Source organism: Marichromatium sp. PS1, from assembly GCF_041155115.1.
In the GTDB taxonomy this organism is placed as follows: Bacteria; Pseudomonadota; Gammaproteobacteria; order Chromatiales; family Chromatiaceae; genus Marichromatium; species Marichromatium gracile.
This window is the reverse complement of sequence record NZ_BAAFHB010000005.1, coordinates 304,360-318,652: the sequence shown is the minus strand read 5'-3', so window position 1 is coordinate 318,652 and position 14,293 is coordinate 304,360. Positions and strand designations below refer to the sequence as shown.

Below are 14,293 nucleotides of genomic sequence, written 5' to 3'. Positions count from 1 at the left end.
GGTCGCCTGCCGGGGCGGTCTGCTAAGGTCGCTGCGTTGCACGTCGCCGCATGAGCGTGCGCAAGGAGTCACGTTCATGATGCGTCGGTTGTCGGCCGCTACCCTGGTGTGCGCGCTCTGGTGCGCGGCCCCCGGGGCCGCCCAATCGCTGTGGTCGGCCCCCGATGGGGCGGATTCACCCTATCGCCAGGGCTTCGAGCAGGGGCTCGAGCAGCAGGCCGCACCGCCTGTCTGGTCAGCGCCGCCGCGCGCTCGCGACGACGGCTATCGCTTCCGCCCCTGGGGCGCTGAGGAGGCGAGGACGGATGAGGTTCCGGGCTATCGCTTCCGTGAGCCCGGGCGTCGCGCCGATGCGCCATTGGTGGTGCCGGGGGAGGGGATCGAGTATCGCTTCCGACCGCTGACCGAGCGCGAACGCATGCAGCGTGATGAGACAAGGAGTCGCGACTGGCGGCCGCGACGACAGCGTTCGAGTGACGGCCAGGCGCCGCCACCCCTCGGTTGGCCCGCACCCTGGTCCGTGGACTGACCTCGGCGGCGTGGTCCCGATCACCATCCCACACACCATCAGGAGGAGCTGACGTCATGCGGTTGAAACAATGGATGCAGACGGCCGTCGCCCTCGGCGCCGGTCTGGCCGCGATGGCCCAGGGGGCCTCGGCGGCGACCGAGTTCTCCGCCGAGATGCTCGGTCGCGCCCCGGACGGGCAGACGACCTCGGGGCGGATGTATGTCGGCGACGGACGGATGCGCGTCGAGATGACCCGCGAGGGGCGGGAGATGGTGCGCATCGTCGATCGTGACCAGGGGCGCGAGTGGTTGCTGCTGCCGGCGCAGCGCGTCTACATGGAGCGCAGCCTCCCGCCCCAGGCGGGCAATGATCCGCTGCCCGCGCCCTCGGCCGAGCGCAATCCCTGTGCCGGGCTGCCGGAGATGAACTGCCGGCGCGCCGGTGAGGAGACCGTCGGCGGTCGTGCCGCGGTCAAGTGGGAGATGACGATCAGCCGCGACGGCCAGACCCTCACCGGCGCCCAGTGGCTCGATGTCGAGCGCGGACTGCCGCTGAAGTACGAGATGCCCGATGGTCGGCGCATGGAGCTGCATCTGGTCGGCGAGGAGCGGCTCGACGGGCGGCAGGTCGAGAAATGGGAGGTGACCGCCAGCGCACCGAACCAGCAGCCGACCCGGACCTTCCAGTGGTTCGATCCCGAGCTGGGGCTGGCGGTGCGCGAGGAGTTCCCCGGGGGTTACGTACGCGAACTCGACGCCATCCGCGTCGGTCCGCAGCCCGATCACCTGTTCAGCGTCCCCGAGGACTATAGCCGCGCCGAGCCACAGCAGCAGCGCTAGGGAGGAGGCGCCGCCGGGCGTGGCGGCGCCGCCCCGCCCGGTCCGCCCGGGGAGCAGTCGTTGAGGAGTTGTGCAGCATGATCACCATCGTCGGCAGTCTCAAGGGTGGCTCGGGCAAGAGCACCGTCACCTTCAATCTTGCGGTGTGGCTGGCCATGGCCGAGCGCCGGGTGCGGCTGATCGATGCCGACCCCCAGGCCACCCTCAGCGACGTGCTCGAGGTGCGCCGGGAGGAGGGGTTCGATCCGGCGCTGGCGGTCGAGCCGCTGGCCGCGCTCGATGATCCCGCGCTGGGCGAGGCCGATGAGGTGCTGATCGATGTCGGCACCGCCGACATGGCGGCGATGCGCCGGGCGCTGGCGGTGTGCGACCGGGTGCTGGTGCCGGTGCAGCCGTCGCAGGCCGACATCTGGTCGGCACAGCGCTACATTCGGCTGATCGCCGAGGAGGGGCTCGCGCGCACGCCCGAGATCCTCGGTTTCATCAACCGCGGTGATACCCATCACGCGGTGCGCGAGACCGCCGAGGCCGCCGCCGCGCTGGTCGCGCTCCCCGGTCTCCGTTTCATCCGCCCGCGCCTGTCGCAGCGCACCCTGTTCCGGCGCTCCTTCAGCGAGGGGCTGGCGGTGTTCGAGCTCGAGCCCCGGGGCAAGGGCGCGCGCGAGTTCCTGGCGCTGGCCGCGGCGCTCTACCCCGAGCTCGTCTGAACCAGCCGACCGGCTTCGTACGGTACTTGGCCGTTTCCACTGGGATCGTCCGTGTTGCCCGTCGCGGCAATTCTGTTAATCTCGAAGATCAGCGTTCCGAGCCGGTCGTCCGGCCCTGGCCGGTGGACAATCACAACGAGCAGTCTGTCTCATCATGGCCGATCATCAGAACCCAGCGGGCGAGGAGGAGGCGCGGGGACGCGCCGGCAACGAGACCATCGACGAGGTCGCCGCCGAGTCGCACCTCAACGCCTACGCGATCGAGCGCCTCTCCCAGGCCTTCGAGACCAGCGCCAAGCGCTGGGAGCTGATCGTCTACCCGACCCTCTTCGCCTTCATCATCCTCGCCGCCTACGGCTTCTATCTGGTGTTCAGCCTTGCCAAGGACGTGCACTATCTGGCGATCAGCGTCGACACCAACATGACGGTACTGGCCAGCAACATGCAGTCGATCTCCGACAACATGGGCCAGATGACCGCCACCATGCGCAACATGGGCATCGGCGTCGACTCGCTCGCCCATGACGTCAACACCCTCGAGCCGATGCTCGACAGCCTGCAGTCGATGGACCGCGCGATGCAGCACATGACCTACTCGACCTCGTCGATGCGCAACGACATGGCGGTGATGAACCAGAGCATCAGCCGGCCGATGCAGTTCATGAACTGGTTCATGCCCTGGTAGCGGGCTGTCGGGATGATGACGGAGATGGATGAGGTGCGGCTGGTGGTGGCGATCTCCTCGCGCGCGCTGTTCGATCTCAGCGCCTCGCACCGGGTCTTCGAGGAGGAGGGCGTTGACGCCTACCATGCCTACCAGATTGCCCACGAGCAGGAGATCCTCGAGCCCGGCGTGGCCTTCACCCTGGTGCGCAAGCTGATGAGCCTCAACGACCTGCTCGGTGATCGTGGCCGGGTGGAGGTGATCCTGCTCTCGCGCAACAGCTCCGATACCGGGCTGCGGGTGCTCACCTCCGCTCACCAGCATGGGCTCGATATCGAGCGCGCCGCCTTCACCGGGGGCGAGAGCCCCTATCGCTATGTCGCCGCCTTCGGCGCCCATCTGTTCCTCTCGGCCGATCCCACCGATGTGCGTCTGGCGCTCGATGCCGGTTGCGCCGCCGCGACCGTGCTGCCGAGCAGCGCACCCGCGCACGGCGACGACGACGCCCAGTTGCGCATCGCCTTCGACGGCGACGCCGTACTGTTCTCCGACGAGGCCGAGCGACTCTATCGCCAGCAGGGGCTGGCGGTGTTCAACGCCAGCGAGTCGGCCGCCGCCCACGATCCGCTGCCGGGCGGGCCCTTCAAGGGGTTTCTGGTCGCGCTGCATCGGCTGCAGCGGCTTTTCCCGGCCGCTGCCGCGCCGCTGCGTACCGCCCTGGTGACCTCGCGCGGCGCGCCCTCGCACGAGCGGGTGATCCGCACCCTGCGCGCCTGGGGGATTCGGCTCGACGAGTCGCTGTTCCTCGGTGGGCTCGGCAAGTCACCCTTCCTCGAGGCCTTCGACGCCGACATCTTCTTCGACGATCAGGCCGAGCACTGCGAGGCGGCGCGGTTGCGGGTGGCCACCGGGCACGTCCCGCACGGCGTGGCCAACGGTTGAGCTGCTCAGCCGGTGCGCCGCCGTGACCAGGGGGTCAGTGCGGCGAGACCGAGCCCGATCAGCACCCAGGGGGCAGGGGTCGGGATGCTGCCCGATGGCGCTGCAAAGGTCGCGAAACCGGTAGCGATCAGCGGCGGCGTGGTGCCGGTCAGCTCGCCGAGCAGCTTCGACGAGCCGATACCGTCGAAGACCCCGCCGGCGATGCTCTGGACCCGCAGCCCGATGCGTTGATCGGTCAGCGCCGCGCTGCTCAGTCCGGGCAGCACCAGGTCGAAGGTACGCTGCTGCTGGAAGCCGTCGCGACCGCCGTTGAGCCCGAGCAGCAGGCCGATATCGAAGCCCGTCGCCACGCCGCCACCGCCATTGAGGTTGTTGCCGCCGCCGAGGCTGCCGATCGCGTCGGCGTCGAACCAGGCATCGAGTACGCCTCCGCTCGGGAACACCTGGCTGGCATCGTCGGCGAGGCTCGCGGTCGCACCGCTGGTGTCGAGACGGGTGAACGTGGGCACCAGCGCGGGATCGGCGAGATCGAACCAGAGGGCGAGCAGGTCGGCCTGGGTCAGCCCCGGATTGACCGGATCGGAGACATCGAGGGTGATGCGGATGCGGTCGGGGCCGAGATCGCTGACCCGTACCTCGGCGAAGAAGCCGCCGCCGTTGGTGAAGTCCTCGATCCTGGTGGTGATGCTCCCGGCGGTGGCCGGAGCGATTCCGCCGAACAGCAGGGTCAGCGCGAGCAGCAGGGTGGTGTTGTGCATCATCTCGGCCCTCTCCGACAGGTCAACCTGCCCGTTGGGTGCCCGCGCCATGTCGTCGTCGGTGGCGCGATGCGGTGTTGGTCGGTGCGTCTCCGGAAACAACAAAGCATGAACTGGACCAGTTTTTATGTCGTTGTTTTCATTGTTTGATGATCGGGGCAGCATGATCGCTTGACAAGAATCCTGACGTTTCTTGTCAGTTTTGTCCGCGTTTGTCTGGACACCCCACTGTCGCCCTGTCTATGCTCGAGAACCCCGTCCTGCGCTAGCGAACGAGGTCCCGTGTCATGTGCCGCTGCCCCCATGCCGTGCTGCTGATCCTGCTGCTCCAGGCGCCGCTGCCCGTGGTGGCCGACGAGACGGCGCGCTATGCCGAGCTGGCCGGGCGCATCGCCGATGGCATCGGACTCGACCGGGATCTGGTGCAGGCGGTGATCGCCGCCGAGTCGGCCTATGACCCGGACGCGGTCTCGCCGGTCGGTGCGGTCGGCTTGATGCAGGTGATGCCGGAGACGGCGCGGGACTATGGCGTCGAGGGTCAGGCCCGTCTCGCCGAGCCTGCGACCAACCTGGCGACCGGGATGCGTCATCTCAAGCGGCTGCTCGAGAAGTACGACAACATCGGCCAGGCGGTGATGGCCTACAACGCCGGCGAGGGGGCCCTGGCGCGAGGCGGCGGGCGGGTCGACTACCCCGAGACCCAGCGCTACACCCATCGGGTGCTCACCGACTATCTCGGACGCAAGGGCGTTGCACCCTACTCGGAGGCAGCGCGCGCGCTGCTCGGGATCGAGCTGTCCCCGGCGATGGCCCGGGCCGGGGGCGAGCGGAGCGGGGCGAGCGGCGCGCTGCGCCCGGTGCTCGCGCGTACCGCGTTGCGTCCCGAGATGGCGGCGCGGCATGCGGCCGCGAGCGCCACGCTCGCCGCTCGTCGGGACGGTGCGCAACGGCTCTCCGCGCCGCGCCTGAGACGCGCGCCGCCGGGCTATCTGCGGGCGCCGCCGACGGCGCGCTAGCCGCCGCTGGAGACCTCCAGCGTCGGTGAGGGGCGCTGCAGGAAGTTGCCCTGCACATAATCGACCCCGGCGGTCCACAGCACCGTCAGGGTGCGCGCATCCTCCACCCCGGTGACCACGCTCTTGATGTTGAACTCGCGCGCGAGGTTGGCCAGCTCCATCACCCGTTTCTGCTTCTGCTGATCGTCGGCCAGACGCTGGGAGAAGTCGGGCATCAGCAGCACGAAGTCGAGTGCCAGCCCCTGCAGCAGCATCTCCGGGCGTTCGGCCATGCCGAAGCGATTGATCGCCACCCGGCACTTGATCTTGCGCAGCGCCTCGACCAGCTTGCTCAGGCCGGCGAGGTTGGCCGCGACCAGCGCCTCCTGGAACTGGAAGGTCAGCCAGTTGCCGCGCACGTCGAACTCGCGCATGCAGTCGCAGATCCACAGCACGATGCTGGGGTCGCGGAAGGTATCCTCGGAGAGGTTGATGAAGAAGCTGATGTTGTGACCGGCGCGACGCTGTTCGCTGAGTGACTGGATGGCGGCGCGGATGGCCCACTTGTCGATGCGCTCGATCAGCCCGCGACGGATCGCCGGACCGATGAAGTCCTTGGCCTCGAGCATGTCCTCGTCCTCGTCGAACAGCCGCACCAGGACACTGTAGTGCTCCTGGTTGTCGCCCATCAGACTGATGATCGGCTGATAGACCAGACGGAACTGGTCGTGCTCGAGGGCGTACTCGATGCGTTCGGCGATCTGCTCATCGCCCTCCTCGGCGCTCTGCTTGGTGCGCGAGGCGAGCGAGGTCGGCTTGCCCATCCCGCCCTGACCCGGGCCGCCGGCGAGCAGGCGCAGACAGCGCTGATGAGCGAGGTTGACGATGTCGCTGGGTTCGCGTGCGCGTAGCTCCACCAGCACGTGGGCGACGACACAGTCGGCGGCCTCGTCCTCACGCTCGCCATTGCGCCCGCGCTGGAGACGGGCCTCGTGCTCGATCCGGGCGGTGATCTGCTCGACCGTGGTGGTGTCGAGTCCGTCGATCAGCAGCATGAAACCGTCGTCGCTGACCTGCGCCAGCATGCCTCCGGCATGATCGGCGAGGATGCCCTGGAGTGGTTCGCGCAGGCCCTCGATCAGCGTCAGTGCGGTGGTCAGGCCGAGGTCGCGCAGCAGTTCGGCGCGGCCCTTGATCTGGATGAAGAAGAGCGCGAAGGGATGCCTGGGGCGGTGCTCGGCATCGAGTCGCGCGGCGATGGCGGCGATCATCTGCGCGCGCCCCGGCATCGCCTCGGCGCTGTGGTTGTCGCTCTCGATGAGCGGCGCCGCCGCGCCCGCCGCCGGTCGCACCAGGATGCGCAGACAGGGCTCTTCGTCGATCTCCGAGCTGGCCGCGCGCAGCCGCGCGGCGAAGGGCCGCCGGTCGGCGCCCTGGCACTGGGTGTCGAGCTCGGCGCCGTCCTCGCGATCGGAGTACTCGACCGCGCGCAGGAACTCGCGCACCCGGGGGCGTTGCTCGGCGGGGATCAGGTCGAGGAAGGTGGCGCCGGCCAGCGCGTCGGCGTCGGCATAGCCGAACAGCGACAGATAGGCGGCATTGGCGTGCAGGTGCAGCCCCTCCTGGACGAAGGCGATGGCGTCCAGGCTGCCCTCGATGAACTCGCGCGCGCGGCGCTCGCACTGGCGCAGCCGGGTGGCGAGCGCGCGTGCCTCGCGGCGCTGGTAGAGATCGGCCAGCTCGCGCTTGGCCACCAGCTGGAGGTGCTCGGGGTCGTCGCGCCGGACCAGATCGCGGGCGCCGCCGCGACGGGCGCGAAGCGATTCGGTCGCGTCGCTCTCGGGGCCGGTGATGACGATCAGCGGGGTGTCGCTGTCGAGCCTGCGGTGGGCGGCGAGGGCCGCTTCGAGATCGATGTCGCGGTCGTGGGCGCAGCACAGCACCAGATCGCAGGGGGTGCGTGCGAGCAACTCGCCGAGTCGCTCCACCTGGGCGCTGACCATGCCGCGCGCCGCGATGCCCGCCTCGCGCAGGGTGGCGACGAGGCGCTCGGCCTCGCTGGACTCGGCGGTCAGGATGAGCAGTGTGACGGCTGGATTCGGGGCAGGCATGCTGGGCGACCGGTTTCAGGAACGCAAGAAAAGGCTTGCATCGATTATCGGGGTTTGCGCCGCCGATGAAAACGACCGTCGACCCAGTGATGGCTTCGGCGGCCTCAGATCTCGTCGCCGACGGCCAGCGGCAGCTTGGCGACGGCGCCGGGGCGCTCGCGTACCAGACGCGGTACCAGATAACCCGGCAGCCGGGCGCGCAGCGTCGCGACCAGGGCGCGCGCCTCGGTGTCGTCGACCTGGAAATGGGCGCCGCCCTGGACCCGGTCGAGCTGGTGCAGATAGTAGGGCAGGACACCACAGCCGAGCAGCCGCTCGCTGAGCGCGCACTGTGCCGCGACGCCGTCGTTGACCCCGCGCAGCAACACCGCCTGGTTGAGCAGCATCGTCCCGGTCTCGCGCAGTCGCGCGAGCGCGGCGGCGGCCGCCTCGCCGAGCTCGTTGGCGTGGTTGGCATGGATCACCACCACCGTCTCCAGCCGGCTCCTCGCCAGGCGGGCGCAGAGCGCCTCGGTGATCCGTGCCGGCAGCACCACCGGCATCCGGGTATGCAACCGTACCCGCCGTAGCTGGCCGATCGCCTCGAGCCCGTCGAGCAGGGCGTCGAGACGATCATCGTCGAGCATCAGCGGGTCGCCGCCGCTGAGGATCACCTCGTTGATCGACCCGTCGGCCGCCAATCGCGCGAGCGCGGCGCGCAGGCGGGTCTGGCCGGTCTCCGGGGCGGCGTGCGGGTAGTGACGGCGGAAGCAGTGGCGGCAGTGCAGGGCGCAGGCGCCGGTGGCGATCAGCAGGGCGCGACCGTGATACTTCATCAACAGCCCGTCGCCCTGGTCGGCGGCGGCGTCATCGACCGGGTCGGCGCTGAAGCCGGGCACCACCACGCGCTCGCGGGCGAGCGGCAGTACCTGACGCAGCAGCGGGTCGTCGGGGTCGCCGGGACGCATCAGCGCGACGAACGCACGCGGCACCCGCAGGCCGAAGGGGCGCGGGTCGGGATCGAGCGGCGGCAGTCGGTCACGCTCGAGGCCGAGCGCGTCGAGCAGGACGTCGGTCTCGGTGATCGCCTGGCGCAGCGCCTGCTTCCAGTCGCGGGTCTGACAACCGCTATCGCTTCGCGGTAAGATCGTAGGGTTTAACTCTCGATTAATTGAGGATGACATGGCGACTTACAGCACGAATGAATTCAAGGGCGGGCTCAAGATCATGCTCGACGGTGATCCATACACCATCGTCGAGAACGAGTTCGTCAAGCCCGGCAAGGGGCAGGCCTTCAACCGCGTCCGGGTGCGCAATCTCAAGACCGGTCGCGTGGTGGAGAAGACCTTCAAGTCCGGTGAGTCGGTCGAGGCGGCCGATGTCCATGATACGGAGATGCAGTATCTCTACAACGATGGCATCGAGTGGAACTTCATGGACCCCGACACCTTCGAGCAGCTGATCGCCAGCGAGCAGGCGGTCGGCGAGGCGGCGAAGTGGATCAAGGAGCAGGACCTCTGCAAGGTCACGCTGTGGAACGGCGTGCCGCTGTCGATCGAGCCGCCGAACTTCGTGGTGCTCGAGATCACCGAGACCGATCCCGGCCTCAAGGGCGACACCTCGGGCGGCGGCGGCAAGCCGGCGACCCTTGAGACCGGCGCCGTGGTGCGCGTGCCGCTGTTCGTGCAGACCGGCGAGCTGATCAAGGTCGACACCCGCACCGGCGAGTACGTCTCGCGCGCCAAGGAGGCATGAGCCCCGCCGCCCGGGACACGGCCGCGACAGGGCTGCCGTGGCGCCCGTGCGCGACCCGCGAGATGCTCGAGGCGCGCGCGGCGATGTTCGCGCGCATCCGCGCCTTCTTCGCCGCCGCCGGGGTGCTCGAGGTCGAGACCCCGCTGCTCTCGCGCGCGGCGGTCACCGATCCGGCGCTGACCAGCCTGGCGGTGCGCCCCGGTACCGGGGTCGCCGGGGGCTATCTGCACACCTCGCCCGAGTTCGCGATGAAGCGCCTGCTGGCCGCGGGCTCGGGGCCGATCTACCAGATCTGCAAGGTGTTCCGCGACGACGAGCGCGGGCGCTGGCACCACCCCGAGTTCAGCCTGCTCGAATGGTATCGCCCGGGCTGGGACTATCAGCGCCTGATCGACGAGGTCGCCGCGCTGGTGCGCGCCGCGCTCGACCGCCCGGCGCTCGCCGTCGAGCGGGTGAGCTATCGCGCGCTGTTTCGCGACGGGCTCGGCATCGACCCTTGGGACACCTCGGTGGCGGCGCTGCGCGACTGCGCGCGCCGCGTCGGGATCGGCGGGGTCGAGGGGCTGGAACTCGAGCGCGACGGCTGGCTCGACCTGCTGCTCAGTCATCGGCTGGAGTCGGGGCTGGGGCGCGGTCGGTTGAGCTTCGTCCACGATTATCCGCCGAGCCAGGCGGCGCTGGCGCGGGTGCGCCCGGGCGCGGCCCCGGTGGCCGAGCGCTTCGAGCTCTATGTCGAGGGCGTGGAGCTGGCCAACGGCTTCCAGGAGCTGACCGACGCCGCCGAGCAGCGCGCCCGCTTCGACGCCGACCTCGACTGGCGCCGTGCCAACGGGCAGGCCGAGGTGCCGACCGATGTGCACTTCCTCGCCGCGCTCGAGGCCGGGCTGCCGGAGAGCGCCGGGGTCGCCCTCGGGCTCGATCGGTTGCTGATGATCGCCACCGGCGCGCCCGACATCGACGCCGTGCTCGCCTTCCCGGTCGAGCGCGCCTGAACCGCCCGGGCGGTCGCCAGCCGGCGACCTGTCCGGTGCTGTTATCCTCATCTTCCTTGCCAAGTCCGTCGACATCAACGCCTTGACCGAGCAATCGTTCCCCGCCGATTCCGAACTGGAGCGCTGTCTGCTCCAGGACCGCCCGACCCTCGGGCGCCGTCTCAAGGGGCTGCGCCGCCGTGCCCGCGCCGGTCAGCCCTTCGAGCGCGGTCTGCACGCGCTGTGGCAGCGCCTGCGCGCCTCGCAGGCACTGTGCGAGCGCCGTGGCGCGCTGGTCCCCGCGATCGACTATCCGCCGGCCCTGCCGGTCAGCGAGCGGCGCGAGGAACTCGCCGCGCTGATCCGCGAGCATCAGGTGGTGGTGGTCTGTGGCGAGACCGGTTCGGGCAAGTCGACCCAGCTCCCCAAGCTCTGTCTCGATCTCGGTCGCGGCCGGTTCGGGCGCATCGGTCATACCCAGCCGCGGCGCATCGCCGCGCGCAGTCTGGCCGCGCGGGTGGCGCAGGAGCTCGGCGGCGAGGTCGGCGCCCTGGTCGGCTACAAGGTGCGTTTCCACGACCGCGTGCGCCCCGAGACCGCGATCAAGCTGATGACCGACGGCATGTTGCTCGCCGAGGTGCAGCAGGATCGCGATCTGCGCGAGTACGACACCCTGATCATCGACGAGGCCCACGAGCGCAGCCTCAACATCGACTTCCTGCTCGGCTATCTGCGCGGGGTGCTGGCGCGGCGCCCCGAGTTCAAACTGATCGTCACCTCGGCGACCATCGACCCGCAGCGCTTTGCCGATCACTTCGCCGACGCCGCTGGAAATCCGGCGCCGGTGATCGAGATCTCCGGGCGCACCTACCCGGTCGAGGTGCGCTACCGTCCGCCCGAGTCGCCGCATGCCGGCGAGCGCGACGAGTCGATGCAGCGGGCGATATCGGACGCCGTCGGCGAGCTTGCCGCCCAGGGTCCGGGCGACGTGCTGGTGTTCCTCTCCGGCGAGCGCGAGATCCGCGAGACCGCCGAGACCCTGCGCAAGCATCACCCGCCCTCGACCGAGATCCTGCCGCTGTTCGCCCGTCAGGGACCGCGCGAGCAGGCACGGGTGTTCCAGCCCCACAGCACCCGTCGGGTGGTGCTTGCCACCAATGTCGCCGAGACCTCGCTGACGGTGCCGGGCATCCGCTATGTGATCGACCCCGGCTTCGCCCGTATCAGCCGCTACAGCCACCGCACCAAGGTGCAGCGCCTGCCGGTCGAGCGCATCTCGCGCGCCTCGGCCGACCAGCGCAAGGGGCGCTGTGGGCGTGTCGCCGAGGGCATCTGTATCCGGCTCTACGAGGAGGAGAGCTTCGCCGAGCGCGCCGCCTTCACCGAGCCGGAGATCGTGCGCACCAACCTCGCTGCGGTCATCCTGCAGATGAAGCTGCTCGGTTTCGGCGCGATCGAGCGCTTCCCCTTCATCGATCCGCCCGACGGGCGACTGGTGCGCGACGGCTACCGCACCCTCGAGGAGCTGGCGGCGATCGACGCTGCGGGCGAACTCACCGAGCTGGGACGACGGCTGGCGCGGCTGCCGGTCGATCCGCGCATCGGCCGGATGCTGCTTGCCGGGGCCGAGCGGCGCTGTCTGCGCGAGGTGCTGATCATCGCCGCGGCGCTGAGCGTGCAGGACCCGCGCGAGCGCCCCCACGATCAGCAGCAGGCCGCCGACGAGATCCACGCCACCTTCGCCCACGAGCATTCCGACTTCCTCGGCTTCGTCAATCTCTGGACCTTTCTCGAGCGCGAGCGCCATGCGCTCTCGCGCAACAAGTTCACCAAGCTCTGCCAGCGTCACTTCCTCTCGCCGACCCGGGTGCAGGAGTGGCGCGATGTTCACGCCCAGCTGCGCGAGCAGATGCTGGAGATGGGCGACAAGGAGGACAGCACCGAGGGCGGCGAGGAGCAGATCCATCGCGCCCTGCTCAGCGGGCTGCTCGGCAACATCGGCTTTCGCGATGGTCAGCGCGAGTATCTCGGCGCGCGCAACAGCCGTTTCCACCTCCACCCCAGCTCGGGGCTCTTCGCCCAGCCGCCGAAGTGGGTCGTCGTCGCCGAGCGGGTCGAGACCACGCGCCAGTACGGGCGCACCGTGGCGCAGGTGCAGCCGGCCTGGATCGAGGAGGCCGGGCAGCATCTGCTGCAGCGCAGCTACAGCGAGCCGCACTGGCAGTCGCGCGCCGGTCAGGTGGCGGCCTTCGAGCGCGTCACCCTGTTCGGCGTCACCCTGGTGGCGCGCCGGCGCGTCAACTACGGCCCGATCAACCCCGGCGAGGCGCGCGAGATCTTCCTGCGCTTTGCGCTGGTCGAGGGCGACTTCAGCACCCGCGCGCCCTTCTGGCGGCACAATCAGGCGCTGATCGAGGAGATCCGCGCGCTCGAGGCCAAGTCGCGCCGCCGCGACATCCTCGTCGACGAGGAGGCGATCTACGCCTTCTATGCCGAGCGCGTGCCCTCGGGCATCTACTCGCGCCCGCAGTTCGAGCGCTGGCTGCGCGAGGCCTGCCGCGACAACCCCAAGCTGCTGCACATGGGGTGCGCCGATCTGATGTGTCACGATGCCGCCGGGGTCGACGCGGCGCGCTTCCCCGACGCGCTCGCCGTTGGCGCCGCGCGGCTGCCGCTGGCCTATCACTTCGAGCCCGGCAGCGATGACGACGGGCTGACCCTGTCGGTACCGGTGGCGCTGCTCAACCAGGTCTCGGCCGAGCGCCTGGAGTGGCTGGTACCGGGGCTGCTCGGTGAGCGCATCGAGGCGCTGCTGCGCGCGTTGCCGAAGTCCATCCGCCGCTCGCTGGTACCGATCCCGGACACCGCCGCGCAACTGGTCGCGCGGCTCCAGCCCGGCGACCGGCCGCTGCTCCAGGCGCTCGGCGAGGCGATCCGCGCGGTCAAGGGGGTGCACGTCGCCGAGGACGCCTGGGACCCGACGGCGGTCCCCGAGCACCTGCGGATGAAGATCCGGGTGCTCGGCGACGAGGGCGCGACCCTGGCCGTCGACAGCGACCTGGCGCGGTTGCGCCGACGCTTCGCCGAGCACGCCGAGCAGGGCTTCGCCGATCTCCCCGATCCCGGGCTGGAGCGCGACGGCCTCACCCGCTGGGATTTCGAGGCGCTGCCCGAGCGCGTCGAGCTGGAGCGCGGCGGGATCCGTCTGAGCGGTTTCCCGGCGCTGGTCGATCAGGGCGAGACGGTGGCGGTGCGGGTGCTCGACGCCGAGGCGCGCGCCGCCGCGGCGCATCGTCACGGGGTGCGACGGTTGTTCGCGCTGCATCTCGGGCAGGAGCTGCGCCAGTTGCGTCGTCAGTTGCCGCAGCTCGACCGCATGCGGCTGCAGTACGCCAAGGCGCCGCAGCCCGAGTCGGCCGACGGCGAGGAGGGCGCGCGACGACTGCGCGAGGCCGATCTCGCCGAGGCGCTGATCGCGCGCGCGCTCGATCGTACCTTCCTCGCCGAGGACGACGCGCCGATCCGCACCCGCGCCGCCTTCGAGGCGCGCCTGGCCGAGCGCCGCGGCGCGCTCGCCGCCGAGACGCGCGCGGTGTGTGCGCTCGCCGGCGAGATCCTCGACGTCTACCAGCGGGTGCGCAAGACGCTCGCCGGGATCAATCAGATCAACTGGATGCATGCGGTGCTCGACATCCGCGCCCAGCTCGACGCCCTGGTCTTCCGCGGTTTCCTCGATGCCGTGGCGCCGGAGCGGCTGCGCCACTACCCGCGCTATCTCAAGGCGATCGAGCAGCGTCTCGACAAGCTGCCGCTGGGCGCTGCGCGCGATCGCCAGTGGATGAACGAAATGGCCCCGCTGCAGTCCCAGTGGCGCGAGCGGATGGAGGCGGCGCGCGCCGCCGGTCGCGACGACCCGCGCCTCGACGAGATCCGCTGGCTGCTCGAGGAGTTGCGGGTGTCGCTGTTCGCCCAGCAGCTCGGCACCGACGGCCCGGTCTCGGTCAAGCGCATCCGCGCGCGCTGGCGCGAACTCGGGTTGTGAAACAGACGGGCGTGGATGC

General features: G+C 70.0%; 12 protein-coding genes. 9 read left to right on the top strand and 3 right to left on the bottom strand.

From position 1 onward, the window contains the following. Positions 1-76 precede the first annotated feature (76 nt). From ACAM26_RS13740 to ACAM26_RS13720, 5 genes are all read left to right on the top strand, one after another. The gene (locus ACAM26_RS13740) at positions 77-529 is read left to right on the top strand and encodes a hypothetical protein (protein ID WP_369613907.1); all 453 of its coding nucleotides are present in this window, start codon (positions 77-79) and stop codon (positions 527-529) included. Between the two features lie 56 nt (positions 530-585). Continuing rightward, a complete protein-coding gene (locus ACAM26_RS13735; protein WP_369613906.1) occupies positions 586-1,350 on the top strand; it encodes a hypothetical protein in 765 nt (254 codons plus the stop codon). A 77-nt stretch (positions 1,351-1,427) separates the two neighbouring features. After that, positions 1,428-2,057 (top strand): ParA family protein, encoded by a 630-nt coding sequence (locus tag ACAM26_RS13730; RefSeq protein WP_123140608.1) that lies wholly within the window; start codon positions 1,428-1,430, stop codon positions 2,055-2,057. 154 nt (positions 2,058-2,211) lie between these two features. Then, the gene (locus ACAM26_RS13725; protein ID WP_123140609.1) at positions 2,212-2,742 is read left to right on the top strand and encodes a hypothetical protein; all 531 of its coding nucleotides are present in this window, start codon (positions 2,212-2,214) and stop codon (positions 2,740-2,742) included. A gap of 24 nt (positions 2,743-2,766) precedes the next feature. Further along, positions 2,767-3,663, top strand: a complete 897-nt coding sequence (locus tag ACAM26_RS13720; protein WP_123140610.1) for a 5'-nucleotidase — start codon at positions 2,767-2,769, stop codon at positions 3,661-3,663. A 5-nt stretch (positions 3,664-3,668) separates the two neighbouring features. On the opposite strand, the gene ACAM26_RS13715 is transcribed toward ACAM26_RS13720, so the two are convergent. Further along, a complete protein-coding gene (locus ACAM26_RS13715; protein WP_132229792.1) occupies positions 3,669-4,424 on the bottom strand; it encodes a hypothetical protein in 756 nt (251 codons plus the stop codon). Positions 4,425-4,708: 284 nt separating this feature from the next. Here ACAM26_RS13715 and ACAM26_RS13710 point away from each other — a divergent pair, with 284 nt between their 5' ends. Next, positions 4,709-5,437 carry a lytic transglycosylase domain-containing protein gene (locus tag ACAM26_RS13710; protein ID WP_132229794.1) on the top strand — a complete coding sequence of 243 codons (729 nt, stop codon included), beginning with the start codon at positions 4,709-4,711 and terminating at the stop codon, positions 5,435-5,437. On the opposite strand, the gene ACAM26_RS13705 is transcribed toward ACAM26_RS13710, so the two are convergent. Both ACAM26_RS13705 and epmB read right to left on the bottom strand, forming a co-directional pair. Further along, the gene (locus ACAM26_RS13705) at positions 5,434-7,527 is read right to left on the bottom strand and encodes an EAL domain-containing protein (RefSeq protein WP_123140613.1); all 2,094 of its coding nucleotides are present in this window, start codon (positions 7,525-7,527) and stop codon (positions 5,434-5,436) included. The two genes, ACAM26_RS13710 and ACAM26_RS13705, sit on opposite strands and share 4 nt — an antisense overlap. A 104-nt stretch (positions 7,528-7,631) precedes the next feature. Beyond that, entirely contained in the window at positions 7,632-8,690 is a 1,059-nt protein-coding gene (epmB, locus tag ACAM26_RS13700; RefSeq protein WP_132229796.1) for an EF-P beta-lysylation protein EpmB, read from the bottom strand. On the opposite strand from epmB, the gene efp reads away from it, so the two are divergent. From efp to hrpA, 3 genes are all read left to right on the top strand, one after another. Beyond that, entirely contained in the window at positions 8,689-9,261 is a 573-nt protein-coding gene (gene efp, locus ACAM26_RS13695; protein WP_025275289.1) for an elongation factor P, read from the top strand. The two genes, epmB and efp, sit on opposite strands and share 2 nt — an antisense overlap. Further along, positions 9,258-10,253, top strand: coding sequence for an EF-P lysine aminoacylase EpmA (gene epmA, locus ACAM26_RS13690; RefSeq protein WP_369613905.1), 996 nt, complete (start codon positions 9,258-9,260; stop codon positions 10,251-10,253). Before efp ends, epmA begins: the two co-directional genes overlap by 4 nt. A gap of 82 nt (positions 10,254-10,335) precedes the next feature. Beyond that, complete coding sequence (gene hrpA / locus ACAM26_RS13685; protein ID WP_369613904.1) at positions 10,336-14,274, top strand: ATP-dependent RNA helicase HrpA; 3,939 nt, start codon at positions 10,336-10,338, stop codon at positions 14,272-14,274. The last annotated feature ends 19 nt before the right edge of the window (positions 14,275-14,293 follow it).

What these genes read in the sequence shown, in the direction of transcription:
- epmA (WP_369613905.1), top strand. Translation starts at nt 9,258, where the DNA reads ATGAGCCCCGCCGCCCGGGACACGGCCGCGACAGGGCTGCCGTGGCGC.
- ACAM26_RS13710 (WP_132229794.1), top strand. Translation starts at nt 4,709, where the DNA reads ATGTGCCGCTGCCCCCATGCCGTGCTGCTGATCCTGCTGCTCCAGGCG.
- ACAM26_RS13735 (WP_369613906.1), top strand. Translation starts at nt 586, where the DNA reads ATGCGGTTGAAACAATGGATGCAGACGGCCGTCGCCCTCGGCGCCGGT.
- efp (WP_025275289.1), top strand. Translation starts at nt 8,689, where the DNA reads ATGGCGACTTACAGCACGAATGAATTCAAGGGCGGGCTCAAGATCATG.
- ACAM26_RS13725 (WP_123140609.1), top strand. Translation starts at nt 2,212, where the DNA reads ATGGCCGATCATCAGAACCCAGCGGGCGAGGAGGAGGCGCGGGGACGC.
- ACAM26_RS13715 (WP_132229792.1), bottom strand. Translation starts at nt 4,424, where the DNA reads ATGATGCACAACACCACCCTGCTGCTCGCGCTGACCCTGCTGTTCGGC.
- ACAM26_RS13740 (WP_369613907.1), top strand. Translation starts at nt 77, where the DNA reads ATGATGCGTCGGTTGTCGGCCGCTACCCTGGTGTGCGCGCTCTGGTGC.
- ACAM26_RS13720 (WP_123140610.1), top strand. Translation starts at nt 2,767, where the DNA reads ATGGATGAGGTGCGGCTGGTGGTGGCGATCTCCTCGCGCGCGCTGTTC.
- epmB (WP_132229796.1), bottom strand. Translation starts at nt 8,690, where the DNA reads ATGTCATCCTCAATTAATCGAGAGTTAAACCCTACGATCTTACCGCGA.
- ACAM26_RS13730 (WP_123140608.1), top strand. Translation starts at nt 1,428, where the DNA reads ATGATCACCATCGTCGGCAGTCTCAAGGGTGGCTCGGGCAAGAGCACC.
- ACAM26_RS13705 (WP_123140613.1), bottom strand. Translation starts at nt 7,527, where the DNA reads ATGCCTGCCCCGAATCCAGCCGTCACACTGCTCATCCTGACCGCCGAG.